Annotated in this window: 16 protein-coding genes; 4 read left to right on the top strand and 12 right to left on the bottom strand. The window is 47.9% G+C overall.

Going from position 1 to position 17,784, the window contains the following annotated elements; genetic code table 11:
- Positions 1–105: 105 nt before the first annotated feature.
- Together ACOJUO_RS19255 and ACOJUO_RS19250 are read left to right on the top strand one after the other, a co-directional pair.
- Complete coding sequence (locus ACOJUO_RS19255; protein ID WP_422137853.1) at positions 106–3,861, top strand: DUF4116 domain-containing protein; 3,756 nt, start codon at positions 106–108, stop codon at positions 3,859–3,861.
- A gap of 170 nt (positions 3,862–4,031) precedes the next feature.
- Positions 4,032–4,205, top strand: coding sequence for a hypothetical protein (locus ACOJUO_RS19250; RefSeq protein WP_422137852.1), 174 nt, complete (start codon positions 4,032–4,034; stop codon positions 4,203–4,205).
- Positions 4,206–4,532: 327 nt separating this feature from the next.
- Here the strand turns inward: ACOJUO_RS19250 and ACOJUO_RS19245 are convergent, their stop codons facing one another.
- Positions 4,533–5,516 carry a transposase gene (locus ACOJUO_RS19245; protein WP_422137851.1) on the bottom strand — a complete coding sequence of 328 codons (984 nt, stop codon included), beginning with the start codon at positions 5,514–5,516 and terminating at the stop codon, positions 4,533–4,535.
- 257 nt (positions 5,517–5,773) lie between these two features.
- Here ACOJUO_RS19245 and ACOJUO_RS19240 point away from each other — a divergent pair, with 257 nt between their 5' ends.
- Both ACOJUO_RS19240 and ACOJUO_RS19235 read left to right on the top strand, forming a co-directional pair.
- Complete coding sequence (locus tag ACOJUO_RS19240; RefSeq protein ID WP_422137850.1) at positions 5,774–6,586, top strand: hypothetical protein; 813 nt, start codon at positions 5,774–5,776, stop codon at positions 6,584–6,586.
- Positions 6,587–6,757: 171 nt separating this feature from the next.
- Positions 6,758–7,573 (top strand): hypothetical protein, encoded by an 816-nt coding sequence (locus ACOJUO_RS19235; protein WP_422137849.1) that lies wholly within the window; start codon positions 6,758–6,760, stop codon positions 7,571–7,573.
- A 136-nt stretch (positions 7,574–7,709) separates the two neighbouring features.
- Here ACOJUO_RS19235 and acpS read toward each other — a convergent pair whose 3' ends face one another.
- The 11 genes from acpS to ACOJUO_RS19180 all read right to left on the bottom strand — a co-directional run bounded on the left by acpS (position 7,710) and on the right by ACOJUO_RS19180 (position 17,782).
- A complete protein-coding gene (acpS, locus tag ACOJUO_RS19230; protein ID WP_422133547.1) occupies positions 7,710–8,084 on the bottom strand; it encodes a holo-ACP synthase in 375 nt (124 codons plus the stop codon).
- Positions 8,081–8,827 (bottom strand): pyridoxine 5'-phosphate synthase, encoded by a 747-nt coding sequence (gene pdxJ / locus ACOJUO_RS19225; protein WP_422133546.1) that lies wholly within the window; start codon positions 8,825–8,827, stop codon positions 8,081–8,083. The genes acpS and pdxJ overlap by 4 nt, the downstream gene beginning before the upstream one ends.
- Complete coding sequence (gene recO, locus ACOJUO_RS19220; protein ID WP_422133545.1) at positions 8,824–9,537, bottom strand: DNA repair protein RecO; 714 nt, start codon at positions 9,535–9,537, stop codon at positions 8,824–8,826. The genes pdxJ and recO overlap by 4 nt, the downstream gene beginning before the upstream one ends.
- Positions 9,537–10,478 carry a GTPase Era gene (gene era / locus ACOJUO_RS19215; protein ID WP_422133544.1) on the bottom strand — a complete coding sequence of 314 codons (942 nt, stop codon included), beginning with the start codon at positions 10,476–10,478 and terminating at the stop codon, positions 9,537–9,539. Before era ends, recO begins: the two co-directional genes overlap by 1 nt.
- Entirely contained in the window at positions 10,475–11,164 is a 690-nt protein-coding gene (gene rnc, locus ACOJUO_RS19210) for a ribonuclease III (RefSeq protein ID WP_422133543.1), read from the bottom strand. The genes era and rnc overlap by 4 nt, the downstream gene beginning before the upstream one ends.
- Entirely contained in the window at positions 11,161–11,538 is a 378-nt protein-coding gene (locus ACOJUO_RS19205) for a DUF4845 domain-containing protein (protein ID WP_422137848.1), read from the bottom strand. Before ACOJUO_RS19205 ends, rnc begins: the two co-directional genes overlap by 4 nt.
- A gap of 96 nt (positions 11,539–11,634) precedes the next feature.
- Positions 11,635–12,453 (bottom strand): signal peptidase I, encoded by an 819-nt coding sequence (gene lepB, locus ACOJUO_RS19200; RefSeq protein WP_422133541.1) that lies wholly within the window; start codon positions 12,451–12,453, stop codon positions 11,635–11,637.
- A 160-nt stretch (positions 12,454–12,613) separates the two neighbouring features.
- Complete coding sequence (lepA, locus tag ACOJUO_RS19195) at positions 12,614–14,413, bottom strand: translation elongation factor 4 (RefSeq protein ID WP_422133540.1); 1,800 nt, start codon at positions 14,411–14,413, stop codon at positions 12,614–12,616.
- A 188-nt stretch (positions 14,414–14,601) separates the two neighbouring features.
- Positions 14,602–16,023 (bottom strand): DegQ family serine endoprotease, encoded by a 1,422-nt coding sequence (locus ACOJUO_RS19190; protein ID WP_422133539.1) that lies wholly within the window; start codon positions 16,021–16,023, stop codon positions 14,602–14,604.
- A gap of 152 nt (positions 16,024–16,175) precedes the next feature.
- A complete protein-coding gene (locus tag ACOJUO_RS19185) occupies positions 16,176–16,655 on the bottom strand; it encodes a SoxR reducing system RseC family protein (protein WP_422133538.1) in 480 nt (159 codons plus the stop codon).
- Entirely contained in the window at positions 16,652–17,782 is a 1,131-nt protein-coding gene (locus ACOJUO_RS19180; protein WP_422133537.1) for a MucB/RseB C-terminal domain-containing protein, read from the bottom strand. The genes ACOJUO_RS19185 and ACOJUO_RS19180 overlap by 4 nt, the downstream gene beginning before the upstream one ends.
- Between the last annotated feature and the right edge of the window lie 2 nt (positions 17,783–17,784).

Here is a 17,784-nt window from a genome sequence, read left to right as displayed (position 1 = left end):
TTCTGAGTGCGCTTTTGTGAACTGATGTGGTGCAGACAAAGAGGCCCGATACCGGAATAAAGTAAGGCTCTCATTTCAAGGAGAGAAATCAAGGAGATTAAAGCTATGGAGAGCATTCAACCAACAAGATCAGGCCCGACTGAGGACAAATCCGCCAGGTTGTCGGCTGGTCAGGCAGCGTACGCACTCACCCGTTCTATCACTCCTAACGATCATGAGAGCCCTCCTCACAAGAAGCTGCGGTCAATGAAGGTTGATCCAGGTGAAGCTTTCCCGTCTTTTACTCCGCTATCCGCTCGTGATATCGAATGCCCGGATACGAAAAATAGCAAGCCTGCCTGCCATGACTTGCCACCTGGCATTTCTACTCTCATCACAGACGAGCAAATCCGATCCTCTTTTGGCGGCAAGGGACTGTTTCTGCACCGTATGCAGCAGGCCAGGATACCGGTTCCACCCTTCACTGTGGTTGACACAACCCTGATCGCCAGGGTCGAGCAACAGCCTTTCCCCACAAAATGCCTGTTGCCCTTTTTGCCAGATATTGACACGCGAAGTCAGGAATCATTCAGCCTGGAACAATTGCGCACGATCGTTACCGAACTATCGCATCAGCAACAATCAAAATGGCTCAAGGGGTTATCCGAATTTATTGCCAGTGAGGATTTCTATCAACAGGTAGAAAATATCAGTGCTGCCGAGGATATTCGTCATCGCTACTTTGTGCTTCAGCAACAAGCCAGCGAAGCCTGCATCGTCCGCAGTTCCGGCGTTGATGAAGACTGCTTCGGCAATGCCCAGGCCGGTCGCTATGATTCCCGGGTTCATGGTGGCGGCGATATCCTGAAAACCTGCCTGCAAGTCCTGTCCTCCGCCTACCGGCCTGAAGTCTGTCCAAACGGACAGGTAAAGCCCATGGCGCTGGTCCTGCAGCAGTGCATTCATTGCCTGCTGGGGGGCGTAGTGATCAGCCACTCAACACTACAGGACAATGCCATTCAGGTGGAATATGCTCTGGGTCAGCCGCGGGGGGCGGTCTCCGGAACAACAGGAATTCGCCCCCATCGCTATACAATCAGGCGCAGTGACGATAAAAACAGTCAACCAGATCGGCAATTCACCCCGGGTGATATTACGACACAGTTTGTCCTGGAAAAAATCACCGATGAAGAGACCGGTGAAGCGGGTTATATCGAACGGAGCAACACGGCAACCACCGATGCAAAAGAGATCATGCTCTCTGACGAGATATTGCAAGAACTGCAGAAAAACATAGAAAAGCTGGAAGATATGTTCTGTTGCCCGATTGATGCTGAGTTCGGCGTGGATGGCGATCTGCAACTCCACATGTTCCAGAGTCGACCAGTGACCGAGCTGCCGGGCAGTACCTGTTTCTCTGCACCTGCACCAACCCTGCCACTGGCTAAAGGAACCATGGTCAGTGAAGGTTGCTGCAGTGGTGTGGCCCTGGCGGTCACCGAACCGGTCAACGCAGAACAGATTCCGCCCGGAACCCTTCTGTTTGCCAATCACGCCAGTGACTGGATGCTGGCGCCTGATATTTTAAAACGTCTAGGTGGCTGCGTGTTCAAACAGGGAGGAACTAACGATCATGTTGCCATCACCCTGCGTCAGGCGGGTATACCCTGTCTGTTGGCTGGTTGTCAGTATTCTGAGGCATTAAGACAGAGCAGCGGACAACAGGTAACACTGGTAGCAGGCAGTTTTGCCGGCAGCCCCGGAGCCTGTTTGCTGTCAGGCGACCAGTCTGCCTATTGGCAGGCCAGGAGCACCACTTCCGGTCAGGATATCATCAGCTCAGCCGCAACCAGTCCTGCGGAACCACCCGACTTCACCCGTGTCGACGACGGTTTTGCCTGGCTGAACCGCCAGAATAACCGGTTGCTTGACTATTTCCACCCTGACCGTATAACAAGTCGCTGCCTTGGCCCGGGCCGAAGTAAGGCAGTCAGCATGTCAGCAAACCGATCGAAACTATTACAACAACTTGACCTTGAGATTCAGCAACTACAGAAGGATTTAGACCTGTTTGTCTCTGGTTATCAGCACTTTTTAGGTCTGGCCACAGCATCTGAATCGAATACTGCACCATCCAAAGTCAAATCCTTTACCCAGAAAATCCGACGCCTTAAAATACAATGCAAAAGCCTGAAAGATGCCATTGATGAACTGCGCTTAAAGGTGGTCTTGCCGCTGACCACCGAGCTGGAATTACCCGACCAGCCCGCGAATTTCAGACAGTGGCTAAGCGATTGCCAGACCTTGCAGGATAGATTGCAAAAACTGACCCGGCCCATATCTGTGCTCAATATTAGTTCTGCCCACGACCTGGTTTATTGGCTTCATCAGCAATTCGTTCTTGCACTCGACTCGGTGGCAGAAGCATCAGGGCAGGGACAAATCACCAAAATTTCATACACCGAAGTGCTGATTAATATACTCCCCCAGGGCGCCTGGGGACTATTAAACGACAATTGCATGTCGGTACTGAGCAAACTTGCCACATTAAGGCTACGGATACTTAATATGGTGGATGCCGCTTTTGTCAGTGCAACACTCGGAGTACACGTCTGCACTATATCCATGCTGGAACAGGCCGAGGGAGGCAAGGGCCGTACACTCCGCCTCGACATCTCTGATAAATTTTCCCAAGACGAGGAAAACACACACTTACAGGGTAAATTGAAGCGTTTCTGGTTTTTGATCCAGACACTGCGCTGCGCATCGATTGATAGTCATTCACTGCCAATGGCGGTCAGTTTCAATAAAAATGCATTGAAAATGACCATAGAATACACTCAGGTTGATTCAAAAAAAGCATTACAAGAGGGCTTTGTGAAATTAGTGACTGTTCTGAGCGGACTGACCGACCTGGATATGTCAATCAACAAATTTAATCGTGGTGAAAATCTTGACGAATGGAATTTTGAAACGCTGGTTAAAAAGTCTCAAATCGGGCTGAGCGACTCTGTAAATAACTGGACATTCAAACATTGCCTGGTAGTGGATGTATTCGAAAGCCGCAACAGGAATCGATGTCACAAAAACTATGCGTTCGTTGATTATCTGGACGACGAATACAAGTTGTTACATGAACTAGCCAAAAATACTCATGAAACTCTTGAGGCATTTCAGGGCTCGTGCAGAAGTTCAGAACTTCGCCAAATGTTAGCCGACGCCAGCAAACGACTCAAACCCGATGATGCGGCAAGAATAATAAAGGAACTGCTGACCCACATGGTCATTGAAGACTTCCACCCGGAGCTTACTTTTACACTCTTGCGTGAGGACTTTAATTTAGATCACGATAAGGATCTGGTGCTTTTCCTGATAGAACAAAACCCGATGTTATTCCGTTATGTCTCCGACGCATTCAGGGATGATTTCGAAATAGCCAAGTCTGCAATAGGATCGCGAGGGCGGTTATTAGAATATGCCAGCGATCGTCTCAAAAAGCATAAACCTCTGGTAATGCTTGCCATTAGTGATCCTGGCTGTGTTGCGCTTGAGTATGCCAGTACCGATCTCAAAAATACCCCTGATGTGGTTATGGCAGCTACCCGATATAGTTTTCATTCCATAAAATATGCCGGGCAGACAGTAAAAAACAACGAATCCCTCTTGAGAGTGCTCATTGCAGAAAACCCTATGGTCTTGATCTATGCAACTGAGTCCCTTAAAAATGACAAGGACTTTGTCCTGCCAGTGCTCTTGGGAAATACCCGCACTTACGAAAATGCCGACATTTACAAATATCTCAGTGACAGACTGAAATCGGATCCGGATATTATGGCTGCAGCCGGGTACCCGATTGAAGTTGAACCTGAAACCGAAAGTTGAGATCAGCCTGAAAAGCCGAAAGATAAAAAGCGTTCGTGTGTCACCCTATGACTCTGATTTTCACCTTCTGAGTGCGCTTTCGTGAACTGATGTGGTGCAGACAAAGAGGCCCGGTACCGAAATAAAATAAGGGTCTCATTTCAAGGAGAGAAATCAAGGAGATCAAAGCTATGGAGAGCATTCAATCAACAAAATCAGGCCCGACTGAGGACAAAACTGCCCGGTTATCGGGTGGTCAGGCAGCGTACGCACTCACCCGTTCTGTCACTCCTTACGATCATGAGAGTCCTTCTCGCAAGCAATTGCAGTTAATGAAGGTTTATTCAAGTAATGTAAAAAATTAAGACACCCAAATAAAAATTAAAAAAAATTAAGACACCCATAAAATAAAAAAATTAAGACACCCATAAAAATGTCTCTTCAGGGGAAAAATAAAAAATTAAGACACCCATAAAAATGTCTCTTCAGGGGAAAAAAATAAGACATTCAAAAATGTGTACTCCCAAAAAGGATCAGAAAAATCTATCTTCAAGTAGCGTATCAACGAACCAAACAGCGCCACCCAACGAACAGAGGCTGTTCAAGCCATAATTCAGGCAATACAAATTCATTCCGACATAAGTCGAAGAGAGATAAAGAGAGGGTCTTTGACGTCTTAACTGACTTCTACGCTAACCTGTCAGGTACAAACGACTGCAGGCGTTTAAACCTCGAAGCCACTTCTGTCCGGCTTCAAGTGCACAAGCCTTCATCGCCTTCAGACGGCCAACTGCCCGATAAAAACGATTATTCCATTGCATGGTTTTCAGCCACTCATCCGGATCAATTTCCAATCTTTCAAGAATCGGAGGGGTACACGACGGGATGGAACCTTTCTTGTCTGCCCTGACAATGCGGCCACTCCAGTCAACCAGTTCCAGATAGTCGTGAAGAAGGTACGGAAGGGCAACGTCCGTATTCTGGCCCTGCAAACAAAAAGGTTTCAGGGTCAGCGGCTGATTTTTAGTCTCAGAATGTGTAACCTGCTCTACGCGTTCCTGAATCGACGTGTAGTCTGATTCTTCCGGTGTTTCTACCTTTCCAGCCCGAATCGGATTCAAGTCAACGTAGGTCATGCAGGTCAGTAACGCTGCTTCGTCCAGCAATGCCTGGCTTTTAAAGCGTCCTTCCCAGAAGCGTCCTTTACACTGGTCTTCTTTGTTGGCCTCACGAGCAAGATGTTCATTCAGGCAGCGCATAAACCAGCTGATATCCGTTAAACGACGCCGGTATTCCTCAGCATATTCATCGATACGGGCCAATTCAGCTCTGCCCAGCTTGTCAGCGGCCAGATGCCTTTGCACCAGAAGCGGACCTCTGAACAAGGTCGTCCAACGGTGAAGCACTTGATTCCGTGACCAGCCTCTGGCAGATGACTGATTGATGTGCAAAACCACATGATAATGATTCGACATGATAGCGTAAGCACAGACTTCGATAGCAAAGACTGAAACCAGTTCCCGGAGTTTATCCACCACCCACTGACGGCGATGCTCGTAGTTCTTGCCAGTCAGGTGGTTCTCTCCACAGAGGTAAGCCTGACGAACACATCTTGCCATGCAGTGGTAATAAGGCGTTGTGCCGGGATCAATCAGGGTATTGCGAGCTTGGGCCATGAACTTACCTGTCTGGGTAAAAAATCAGTGATGGGTGAAAAAGTAGACCAGGTGGATGGTAAAGCAAATTTATGGGTGTCTTTTTGATTGGAACTTTTTTTATTTTGTTGCGTCTAAATTAGTACAGGACGCAGTTGTTCATTTTGAGCTGAAGCTCGCGGATTTTTCCGGGCTGCAACTCATCGAGCTCAAAAGGTGCCTGCAAATTCTGAGCAGTGACTACGGAATAACCCAACAACCAAGTAAAGGAGAATCTTATGAATAATTTTAACTCTTATGGAACTAATGAATTTACTGCGGGTCCTTACCAGAAGCAAATGATGTCAGATACGCAGTCAGTCATCACGAAAAGTTTTGATGACTATAAAGTCCCTCGCTTTATAGACACTTCTAATTATAGATATCGCTATGAGACTAGAGGATTGTCTTCATATTCTATTAAGACTTCTGACGATAATTCTGAAAACAATAATAATAAAATCTTACAATTGCATACAGATGATCATGAATGGGTTAAGATGAATGAGAATGTTCAGGCCATAGGGCTTAAGGGTTGCTTATTCTTCATTCATGTTCCTTATTGTTGTAATTACTATAATGCCTGGCATTTTTCCTCGGCGTACGCAGCAATTTTATCAGCCGAAAAAAATGCAGCCATCTGCATGTTGGATTCTCCTGATGAAGTTGAAGCAGCTTACCGACAAGCCAGGTCGTGGCGAGATATGCTGAGTCAATATCCCGGGACGACCTATTTATGTGCCAATGACGACGTTACAGATGAGCTCAGGAGTGTTTTTGGTGTTAGTCCGGATAAAATCACCAAAACTGGAGAATCAGTAGCTGTTGACGTCACATTTAATATTGCTACCCGAACCTTTGAGGTGAGACATTCTCTTGAAGTTGACGCCGCTAACAGTGAGCTTGAATCCCTAGTAGAAATGCTGCAAGAACATTCCGGGACCAGCTATTTACATGGCCTTAACGATGCTGGAGATCTGAAAGGGAATCCTTCTGATATTGATGCGGCTAGACCAAAACCGGAGGACAGAGCTGACTCAGCCACGGAATAGATGGCATTGTTTGGGCCGCTCTTATTGACACCCTCTCCTAACAAGGAGGTTGACCGAAAATAGCGCCTGCCCAGGCGACCCATAGCGAGGAGGTTAGGAAATTGAGGATGAAAATTCGGTTTTGTGAATTCTGAGCAGTGACTACGGAATAACCAAGTAAAGGAGAATCTTATGAATAATTTTAACTCTTATGGAACTAATCAATCTACTGCGGGTCCTTACCAGAAGCTAATGGAGCCAGATAGGCAGAAAGCCATCACGGAAAATTTTGATAAAAATAAAGCCCCTCGCTTTATAGACACTTCTGATTATAGATATCGCTATGAGACTAGAGGATTGTCTTCATATTCTATTAAGAATTCTGATGATAATTCAGAAAACAATGATAATAAAATCTTACAATTGCATGTGGATGAACGTGAATGGATTGGGATCAATGAGAATGTTCAAGCTACAGAGATTTATGGTTGCTTGTTCGCCATTCATGTTCCTGATAATGCTGAATTCTATAATGCATGGCATTTTAACTCGGTGAACAAGGCAATTTTAGCCGACGATTTAATAGAAGCCATGTTCATGATGGAGAATCCTCTTGAAGTTAGATCAGCTTACCGCGAAGCTCAGTCCTGGCTAGAAATGCTGAGTCAATATCCCGGGACGAGCTATTTATGTGCCAATGACGACGTTACAGATAAGCTCAGGAGTGTTTTTCGTGTCAGTCCGGCTAATTTCACAAAAACTGGAGAATCAGTAGCTGTTGACGTCACATTTAATATTGCTACCCGAACCTTTGAGGTGAGACATTCTCTTGAAGTTGACGCCGCTGACAGTGAGCTTGAATCCGGAAAAGAAATGCTGCAAGAGCATCTCGGGACCAGCCATTTATATGGCCCTAACGACGCTGGAGATGATCTGGAAGGGAATCCTTCTGATATTGATGCGGCTGTAGAAAAACCGGAGGACAGAGCTAACTCAGCCACGGAATAGATGGCATTGTTTGGGCCGCTCTTATTGATATCCTCCCCCAACCAGAGGCTGTCGTGAAACTCCAACAGCCCGTTCCCAGCCTGAAGAGAGTTTTGCGACATCGTCAGAACGTGGAAACGAGTGATAACAATCAGGGTTAGCACTCAAGGATAACAAAAGCGAGAGCATGCTCTGCTTCATCAGAGAGGCTCAGATGGATCGCTTTTATCCCCCTCTCTTTTTGAAGTTCCCGGGCGTAGTCCAAAAAACGCATACGAGGCGCGCCCCTCTCATCACTGAATGTCTCAAGATGCCGAAACGAAACCTTGCCTATGCCGGTTCCCAGAGCCTTGGAAGCGGCTTCCTTGGCCGCAAAGCGCTTGGCCAGCCAGGCTGCCTGCTGGGGGTGGGACGCAAAGATTTCCAGCTCGGAATCCGTAAGAATTCTGCGAGTAAAGGCCTCTGCCCGCCGCTCCAGGATTTTCCTGAATCGCGCAATACTGGCGATATCCGTGCCTATGCCTGCAATCATTTATGAAGAGAAGCTCTCAGCATTAAGGTCTTCATCTCTTTTACGGCAGTTTTCAATCCGCTAAAAAATGCCCGACCAATAATAGAATGACCAATATTCAATTCATTCATGCCATTGATAGCAGCAACAGGCTCCACGTTCTGATAGTTCAAACCATGCCCGGCATTCACTATTAAGCCTTTAGACAGGGCAAACTCAGTGGCTTTTTTCAGCCTGTCCAGCTCTGTCTGCATAGCTTCTGGTGTTTCTGCATCGGCGTATGCACCAGTATGTAGTTCAATGACAGGCGCTCCCGCTTCCACAGAAGCTTCTATCTGCCCCAGATCCGGATCAATGAAAAGAGAAACTTCGATACCAGCCTTTGCCATTCGCGAGCAGGCAGAGGAGATGGAAGACATCTGTCCAACAATATCCAGCCCCCCTTCGGTGGTCAGCTCTTCGCGTTTTTCGGGTACCAGGCAAACTGCGTGAGGCAGAACCTCTTCAGCAATGGCTAACATTTCTTCCGTAGCAGCCATCTCCAGATTCATACGGGTCTGAAGTACATGGCGAATCAGCCTGACATCCCGATCCAGAATATGACGGCGATCTTCACGCAAATGCAGAGTGATACCATCGGCTCCTGCCTGCTCCGCCTCAATGGCGGCCTGAACCGGATCAGGGTAAGTACCTCCCCGGGCCTGACGGATGGTTGCGATATGATCAATGTTCACACCCAGCAGGATGCGGTTGTGAGGAATCATGAGACAAACTTCTCCCTGGTACGGAAAAATTCCCGACTTTTCAGCGGCTTCTCTCCCACCAGAGGAACCAGTGCCAGACGGGTTAATCGTTTATAGCCCGGATAATGCCGAACCTTGTCAAAACGCCTCTCTGCCAGAGACAGCAGCAGCTCTCCGGAAAAATAGTGGGACCGGTCTTTTTCCCTAAGCTCAAGAACAGGTATAAAACCCACTCCGGCTTTGAATTCATAAAGCAGATCGGGTTTTATGTCTGTCCCTGATGCAGCGTCAGAAGTCAATGACGGGGCGTAGCCAGTTATTTCCAGCAATTCAATCTCAAACACTCTCAACAAAGGTTGCAGAGGCGCTCCCGAAGTCAGTTGTTGCAGCACAGCACTGTACAGGTCGAACAACCCCTCAACATGCTGTCCTGGCAACACTGAACGCATCAAGAGTTCATTCAGATAAAAACCACAGTAGAGTGATTGTCCCTTCAGGTTTATGGCGGCAGCGGTTTCAAAGCTGTTGAGAGTTTTCAGTTCTGACCGCCCTCTCCAACTGACGAAGAGCCGGGTAAAGGGCTGAATAGCCCAGGAGCGGGATTTTGCCTGACGAACCCCTCTGATAACCATGGCAATACGGCCATGGTCTTTCACCAGGAATTCAGCAATAACAGAGCGCTCCTTGTAGGGTCTGCTGTGCAGCATCCAGGCTGCGCTCAGTTCATTCATCAGTCGAAGTCGTAGCCAAGGCTTTTCAGAGCCCTGTCATCGTCAGACCAGCCTCCCCTGACCTTAACCCAGAGATTCAACATGACCTTGCTGTCGAACATTTTTTCCATATCAATCCGGGCTTCCTGACCGATCTGTCTCAGTCTGGCACCCTTATCACCAATGACAATCGCCTTTTGACTGGAGCGTTCAACCAGAATCAGACCACTGATGACCAGCAATGGGCCTTTTGGACGCATTTCCTGCTTGAACTCTTCGATCTCAACCGTCATTTCGTAAGGCAGTTCGTCACCCAGCTGACGCATGATCTTTTCACGAATCAGCTCAGCGGCCATGAAGCGGGAACTGCGATCAGTGATCTGGTCTTCCGGGAAGAAGTGAATACTCTCAGGCATCAGATCAGCAATCAATTTTTCCAGTTCTTTCAGGTTATGACCATGCAGAGCCGACACCGGAATAATAGCTTTAAAGTTCGCCTTATCAGAAACTTCCTGCATAAACTGCATCAGCTCTTCTTTGCGTTCCTTGAGACGATCGACCTTGTTCAGTACCAGAATAATCGGACACTTGGCATGACTGAGTTTAGTGAGCACGAGCTGGTCTTCTTCGGTCCAGGTCAAACGATCGACAACAAACACGACGGCATCAACACCGGTCAGAGCACTGCTGGCAGCACGGTTCATGTAACGGTTAATGGCCTTCTTTTCCACTTTGTGCATACCGGGGGTATCCACAAATATGGTTTGTACATTATCTTCCGTCTTTATACCAAGAACCTGGTGTCGTGTGGTCTGGGGACGGCGGGAGGTAATGGACAGCTTCTGTCCCAGAACATGGTTGAGCAGCGTTGATTTACCTACATTAGGGCGCCCGACAATTGCCACGTAGCCACATCGTTGACCTTCAGTCACTGCTTCAGATCCGGTCACGGCTGAAATCATTGATTATCTACTCGCAGTTTTTCCAATGCAAAACGGGCAGCTTGCTGCTCTGCCCCTCGACGACTGGGCCCCTGACCTTCAGTGGTTATGTCCAGACTTTCCAGCTCACAAACCACAGTGAACACCTGATCATGGGCATCACCTTCAATATTCAACACCCGATATTTTGGCAGAGGATTCTGACGAGCCTGAAGGAACTCTTGCAGACGGGTTTTAGGGTCCTTGTTCTGCTGATCGGTGACGGAGAGCCCTGCCAAACGATCAGTAAACCAGCTGCGAATACGCGCACGACAAGCCTCCATGCCAGCATCCAGATAGATGGCACCAATAATCGCTTCTACCGCATCCGCCAAAATGGATTCGCGACGATAACCACCACTCTTCAACTCACCCGAACCCAATCGCAGAGAGTCTCCCAACTGGAATTCACGGCCAATTTCAGCCAGTGTCGCTCCTCGTACCATACGAGCACGCAGTCGGCTTAGCTGGCCTTCCCGGGCATCAGGAAAACGCTCAAACAGAGCTTCTGCGATGACAAAGTTAACGATGGAATCCCCAAGGAATTCGAGTCGTTCATTATTACGACTGCCACAGCTCCTGTGGGTCAGAGCCAGCTCCAGCCGGTTACGATCAGAAAATGTATAGCCCAGCCGTCTTTCCAGCCGGGCAAGTTCATCAGTCTTCACTGAGTTTTAGCATTCCAGTTATGTTCAAAAGTTAATACAAGATCAGCGTTGTGCACCAGATGTACACGACGCTCATAATTGATTTCAACCGCCACCGACTGGCCCTTATTCCGAAGAACATTGGATTCTTCCCTGGCCAGCTGCACCCGGTTAGTCGAGAGCCCCTTATTTAGCCATTCTCTTACCTGCTGCACTCCCGCTTCTTTAATACCTGGCTTGGTATCCAAAGACGTCAGCACTTTCTTGATGGCATAATCATCCAGATAGACCGGTGTCACCTTGAGAGTCAACATGATCATAAAACCACCGACCAGTATAGCTACCAGCCAGCCCAAAGTACTCAGTCCTTTTTGTCTGTTTTTTGCAACGGTCATGATCCCTCCCGCCGGGCTATTATTGTCCGTTTTTTAAACCCCGGGACAACTCTGTCTCTGCTCACCATAACAGGCAGAGCCAAACCGAGAGAATAATTAATTTATTGTCCCATTATTCTTGAAACCGGGCAGCTGAGTCCAGCTCGGCCAGTGCATCCAGATATAAACGGCTTTACCGACAATATTCTTCTCAGGCACGGTTCCCCAATATCGACTGTCGTTACTGCGATCCCGGTTATCCCCCATCATAAAATACTGCCCTTGGGGAATGACCCAGATTCCTTCAGCTCGCAGACTTCTCACGCCCAGGTCCTTGCGAATCTCGAAGCTTTTATCATCAATGGTCTCTTCAAACAGCTGATAAGCTCGACTTTCATCCCTCAGTTGCGCGATGTATTTCTCGGGAACCGGCTTGCCATTGATGGTGAGTTTCTTGTTCAAATAGCGAATTTCATCTCCCGGTATACCAATCACCCGCTTGATAAAATTGATATTCGGATTTTGTGGCTCCTTGAAGACCATAACATCGCCACGCTCTGGCTCATTGATGGAGACAATTTTGGTACCAATGACCGGTAGACGAAGTCCGTATTCAAACTTGTTTACCAAAATAAAGTCTCCCACCTGCAGGGTAGGTATCATGGAACCGGAGGGAATCTGAAAGGGCTCAAAGAGAAAAGACCGGACCACCAGCACCAGAGCCAGAACCGGAAATATCGACTTCGAGGTCTCAATAATACTGGGCTCTTTCTCCAGACTGACCAGAGTCTCCTCGTCCGGCTCAGAACCCGAACTGGAGTTGAAGCTTTCTATGGCCGCCTTTCTTTTGGGCAATAGAACCAGCCTGTCAAACAGCGCAACCAGACCTGTAATAAAAACCGCCAGAACCAACAGCAGTGGAAAATTAATATCCATGGTTATTTGTTCTCAGATACCCGATCTTTTTTCTACCAAAATTGCTGCCAAGGCAGAATCTAAGCTGCCTCAACGGGATGTTTTTTCATATTCATGGGAAGTCCGCCTGTTTTGACAGACTCTCCATTGAGTAACCCTGACACTTTTTATCAAAGGTCAGTTATTTATCTACCTTAAGCACAGCAAGAAAAGCTTCCTGAGGAATTTCAACCCGCCCCACCTGCTTCATCCGTTTCTTACCTGCTTTCTGCTTCTCAAGCAGCTTACGCTTACGAGAAGCATCACCACCGTAACATTTCGCAGTCACATTCTTGCGCAGCGCCTTAACAGTGGTCCGTGCACAGATCTGACCACCTACTGCAGCCTGAATGGCCACATCAAACATCTGGCGCGGGATAATCTCTTTCATCTTTTCAGCCAGTGAACGACCTCTGGAGACTGCATGATCTCTATGAGCAATCAGAGCCAGTGCATCAACTTTCTCACCATTGATCAGAATATCCAGCTTAACCATGTTGGCCGTTTCAAAACGATCAAAACTGTAGTCCAAAGACGCAAAACCGCGACTAACAGACTTCAGACGATCAAAAAAATCCAGAACCACCTCGTTCATAGGCATATCATAGGTTATTGCCACCTGGCTGCCAGTGAACTGCATGTCTTTCTGAACTCCCCGACGCTCAACACACAGGGAGATCACGTTACCCAGATAATCCTGGGGAACCAGAATATTTGCCTGAACGATGGGCTCCCTGATTTCCTGGATACCAGCTGGATCTGGTAGTTTGGATGGGTTATCAACCTCTACCAGATCGCCATTTTTCAGCTCTACTTGGTAGATAACCGTCGGTGCAGTAGTAATCAGATCCAGGTTATATTCACGTTCAAGTCGCTCCTGAATGATCTCCATATGCAGCATACCCAGGAAGCCACAGCGGAAACCAAAGCCCAGGGCATCACTGCTTTCAGGCTCGTAGAACAAAGAAGCATCATTAAGACTCAGTTTTTCCAGGGCTTCACGGAAAGACTCAAAGTCGTCAGAGCTGACCGGGAAAAGACCTGCATAAACTTGAGGTTTGACCTTCTGAAAACCTGGTAGTTCCTGAACACCCGGTGTTTTTGCCAGAGTCAGGGTATCGCCCACTGGTGCTCCATGAATGTCCTTGATGCCGGCGATAACATAGCCGACTTCACCCGCTTTCAGTTCACCAGTAGCATCCATCTTTGGAGAGAAGATACCCACATTATCTACGCCGTGGGTCTGGCCAGTCGATTTGACGAGCACCTTGTCACCTTTCTTCAAGGTACCGTTCTTGACACGGACCAGAGATACAATACCGAGATAATTATCAAACCATGAATCAATAATCAAGGCCTGCAACTCACCGTCGACATCACCTTCTGGAGCAGGAATAGTCTGAACCAGACGCTCAAGCACATCGTCAATACCCAGACCACTCTTGGCGGAGCAGCGTACTGCATCCAGGGCATCAATACCGATAATTTCTTCGATTTCCTGCGCAACTCGCTCAGGTTCTGCCTGAGGCAGATCCATTTTATTCAGCACGGGCATCACTTCCAGCCCTTGCTCGATTGCGGTGTAACAGTTTGCCACAGACTGAGCTTCAACGCCCTGAGCAGCATCCACTACCAACAGAGCACCTTCACAGGCAGAAAGAGAACGTGAAACTTCATAGGAAAAGTCTACGTGTCCGGGCGTATCAATGAAATTCAACTGGTAGGTGATACCGTCTTTAGCGGTATAGTCCAGAGTGACACTCTGCGCCTTGATGGTAATACCACGCTCACGCTCAAGTTCCATGGAGTCAAGAACCTGGGCTTGCATTTCACGATCACTTAACCCTCCGCAGGACTGGATAAAGCGATCTGCCAGCGTCGACTTACCGTGGTCGATATGGGCAATAATGGAGAAATTCCTGATATGACTTAAGTCGCTCACGATTGCATCACTACAAAAAATTTGTCCCCGTTCAGAGCTCAATCTCTTTCACGAGGACAGTTGTTCAGCTTGCAGGGTCTTCGCGAGCCTGAAACAAAGGCGCGAAGCTGCTGTAAATTCAGACGAAGTCTACAGCATCTGAAGATACAGATCACCCCTGAAGACCTGAAACCCCAACCAGAACTGAATTATTCGGTCAGCCGGAATGTGATGTAGCCTGACTGCCCACCACGAATTACCCTCATGGAAACCGAGCGATCTACAGGAAGATCAGCCACTACTTTGTTAAAGTCCTTAACTGATTGAATACGGTCATTATTCAGATCTGTGATAACATCCCCTTTACGAAGACCAATGGATCGACCCACACCTGAAATCTCGCCAGTCACCACCACTCCTTTAACACTCTTTTCAAGGCGCAACTTGTTGCGATAGTCATCATTGAGGGCTTCGACCTGGATACCCAGACGGTTCTTTTTAATATCTATGCTTTGAGGACGTTCTGAGCCCTGCCCCTGCTCATCAGGCAACTCACCGACTTCCACCTTAATGATTTTTTTCTTGCCTTCACGAATCAGCTCAAGCGTTGCCTTGTCTTCCGACTTGATAACACCAATTGCCATGGGAAGAGCACCAGATCTCATGATCTCACGACCATTGACCCGGGTAATGATATCGCCTGGTTGCAACTTGGCTTTATCTGCAGGTCCACTGGGCACAATCTGACTGATCAGGGCCCCCATCGGCTTTTCAAGACCAAAAGACTCTGCCAGATCGCGATCCACCTCCTGAATAGCCACCCCCAGCCAGCCACGAGAGACATAGCCTTTATCCTTAAGCTGTTCAACAGCCCATTCAACATGGTCCGAAGGAATAGCGAAAGACAGCCCCATGAAACCACCGGAGCGGGTAAAAATCTGGGAATTGATACCAATCACTTCACCCTTCATGTTGAACAGCGGGCCACCGGAATTACCCGGGTTAATAGGCACATCTGTCTGAATGAATGGAACATAGGCGTCACTGGGCAGACTTCTGTCCAGAGCACTGACAATGCCTTTGGTGATGGAATACTCAAAGTTAAAGGGTGAACCAATAGCTGCCACCCATTGTCCCGGTTTAATATCTTCCGAATTACCCATCTTCACTGCGGGCAAATTGGCATCACTCTCAATTTTAAGCAACGCCAGATCAGAGCGCTTGTCGGCACCAATCAGTTTGGCCACCTTCTCACTGCGATCATGCAGTCTGACGATAATTTTATCTGCACCCTGCACCACATGATTGTTAGTAAGGATATAGCCATCATTAGAGATGATAAATCCGGAACCCAGGGACATGGGCTGCGGCTTACCAGAAGGCGCCTCAGGCATGGGTAAACCAAAATAGCGACGAAATATCTCGGGCAACTCTTCGCTGCCCGGACCATAAATCTGCCCACGCCCCTGTTTTGGGGTCGCAAGTGTGCTGATATTAACGACTGCGGGCGAGGCCTCTTCAAACAATCGGTCAAAGTCCGGTAACTCAGTGGCCTTAACCATTTGCAATGAAAGCAGCGAGAGACTCAGAAAATAAATAAAGTTCCTGAAGAGAAGGTTGACCCTGTTCATGAACCTGACTTCTCCTTACACCTTGTGATTAGAGACCCAAAATGGGTTTTGTGAATGAATGGTTATAACGTTTATTATGAAAAATATTCTGATGGCTAACTTTCCATATTCATTTTTCATGTTAAAAAACATTTTTCTTTGTTTTAAGCTGTTTATGCAGACCAGGACTGATCGATTGTGATTAGTTCAGGTCCGACCAACTTGCGGGGCATCACCTTTATCACCCTGACGCGACATTGGTCGCTGGTTGAATGACCCAGCATACGCACGGAAACAAACCCCGCAGCAAGGCCTGCCATAGCAGACAAGGCGGTAAAAAAATCACTCCAGCCAACAGCCGTGGCCAGCAAGAGTGCCCCCATCATAGCTACCAATGGCATCAGATAAACCAGAAACGAGGCTCTCATCAACGCACTTTCAGGTATACCTATGATGACCTGATCATCCTCTTCAATAGAGAAGTCATTGATCGCCTGGATATACGACTGATGTTTATTGGAGCGATACTTCTCAAGCAGATTCTGACCACAGCCATTTCGTACACTGCAACTCGAACAGGTGCTTTTGCGAATGGTTTCTACCCAGACAGCCCCCTGCTCAATAGCCACAACCCTGCCTTCTTCCTCAATCATTTATCTGCCTTCCGACTCTGTTCCCTGGGGCGAACTGAAACCGCTATCCTCTCGGCCGTACCCAGTGGAATCTCTCCCAAAACAGTGACATGAAAATACTTTTCACCGTTACGAAAGACTTTAGACACTGCTGCCATAGAACCGATCTGCTCAGTAGCCTGACTCAATACCCGGGTTTCATCCGGCTCAACAAATACTGAAAAACTGGCCAGTCCATCAGAAAAGTTCAGAGTATCCACCTTTTGATTACTGACAGCTGAGTTTCTACTGCTGTGGCCACGAGGCGAAAAGCCTTCAGGTATCCAGCCAGTTTCCCATTTCCATTCAGCCTTTTCAGGGACTGATTTACTGCTAAGTTTCACTACATTCTTGCCCGATGATTCAGGCAGTTTCCGTTTTAATCGCTCCAGCTCTTGCGAAGTCAACTCTTTCGGAAATTCAAGGCTGGTAAACTGCATTCTCTCGATGATCCTGCCTTCTTTGTCCACCATAACGGACTTGAGCAGCAGACCGGTTCGACGATCCAGCCATAATTGATAACCGTAACGGAAGCGGTCCGTTGGTACCACCAGCAGCTGAACGGCTTCCCTGCCCGCCACCCTGTCCAGTGCGGCTGGCTTCAGTTTGTAATGTTTGTCAAAATGACCGGAAGTAAAACGCCCCACCATAGGAACCAGAGACTCGTGCTCAAACCTTGCAGGCTCTCTTCCAGCGCTGGCAAAAGTGATATTGTTTCCCTGACGAACCATCTCTCTGGGCAATCCATCAAGGTAAGCAATACTCTCCAGCTCTTCTGACTTACCATTCACCTTCTGAAGCGTATGCGTAACTGCCAGGGTCTCAAGATTAGCACCCTGTTGGTAAACAAAGTGTCCGCGATAGGTAAGATTTTGAGTGGCCTGAATCATGGTTTCCATCCACTTTTCGGGCGTATCGGCAGGCTTGGATGACTGGCCGACAGGCTTAGATGACTGACCGACAGATTTAGATGACTGGTCGGCAGGTTTTGATGACGGATTGCCCGATTTTGATGACTCCCCGTCAGCAAAGGGACGACCCACTGTTACTACCAGCAAAACCAGCAGTAATGGCAGTAAACGCCCCCTGTTCAATCGAATTCCTTTCATAA

Origin of the sequence: Endozoicomonas sp. ALC020, from assembly GCF_049275935.1 — a bacterium.
Classification (GTDB): domain Bacteria; phylum Pseudomonadota; class Gammaproteobacteria; order Pseudomonadales; family Endozoicomonadaceae; genus Endozoicomonas_A.
Note: the sequence above shows the minus strand (reverse complement) of the source record. Positions and strands in the feature narration are given on the sequence as shown.

What these genes read in the sequence shown, in the direction of transcription:
- ACOJUO_RS19255 (WP_422137853.1), top strand. Translation starts at nt 106, where the DNA reads ATGGAGAGCATTCAACCAACAAGATCAGGCCCGACTGAGGACAAATCC.
- ACOJUO_RS19250 (WP_422137852.1), top strand. Translation starts at nt 4,032, where the DNA reads ATGGAGAGCATTCAATCAACAAAATCAGGCCCGACTGAGGACAAAACT.
- ACOJUO_RS19245 (WP_422137851.1), bottom strand. Translation starts at nt 5,516, where the DNA reads ATGGCCCAAGCTCGCAATACCCTGATTGATCCCGGCACAACGCCTTAT.
- ACOJUO_RS19240 (WP_422137850.1), top strand. Translation starts at nt 5,774, where the DNA reads ATGAATAATTTTAACTCTTATGGAACTAATGAATTTACTGCGGGTCCT.
- ACOJUO_RS19235 (WP_422137849.1), top strand. Translation starts at nt 6,758, where the DNA reads ATGAATAATTTTAACTCTTATGGAACTAATCAATCTACTGCGGGTCCT.
- acpS (WP_422133547.1), bottom strand. Translation starts at nt 8,084, where the DNA reads ATGATTGCAGGCATAGGCACGGATATCGCCAGTATTGCGCGATTCAGG.
- pdxJ (WP_422133546.1), bottom strand. Translation starts at nt 8,827, where the DNA reads ATGATTCCTCACAACCGCATCCTGCTGGGTGTGAACATTGATCATATC.
- recO (WP_422133545.1), bottom strand. Translation starts at nt 9,537, where the DNA reads ATGAATGAACTGAGCGCAGCCTGGATGCTGCACAGCAGACCCTACAAG.
- era (WP_422133544.1), bottom strand. Translation starts at nt 10,478, where the DNA reads ATGATTTCAGCCGTGACCGGATCTGAAGCAGTGACTGAAGGTCAACGA.
- ACOJUO_RS19205 (WP_422137848.1), bottom strand. Translation starts at nt 11,538, where the DNA reads ATGACCGTTGCAAAAAACAGACAAAAAGGACTGAGTACTTTGGGCTGG.
- lepB (WP_422133541.1), bottom strand. Translation starts at nt 12,453, where the DNA reads ATGGATATTAATTTTCCACTGCTGTTGGTTCTGGCGGTTTTTATTACA.
- ACOJUO_RS19190 (WP_422133539.1), bottom strand. Translation starts at nt 16,023, where the DNA reads ATGAACAGGGTCAACCTTCTCTTCAGGAACTTTATTTATTTTCTGAGT.
- ACOJUO_RS19185 (WP_422133538.1), bottom strand. Translation starts at nt 16,655, where the DNA reads ATGATTGAGGAAGAAGGCAGGGTTGTGGCTATTGAGCAGGGGGCTGTC.
- ACOJUO_RS19180 (WP_422133537.1), bottom strand. Translation starts at nt 17,782, where the DNA reads ATGAAAGGAATTCGATTGAACAGGGGGCGTTTACTGCCATTACTGCTG.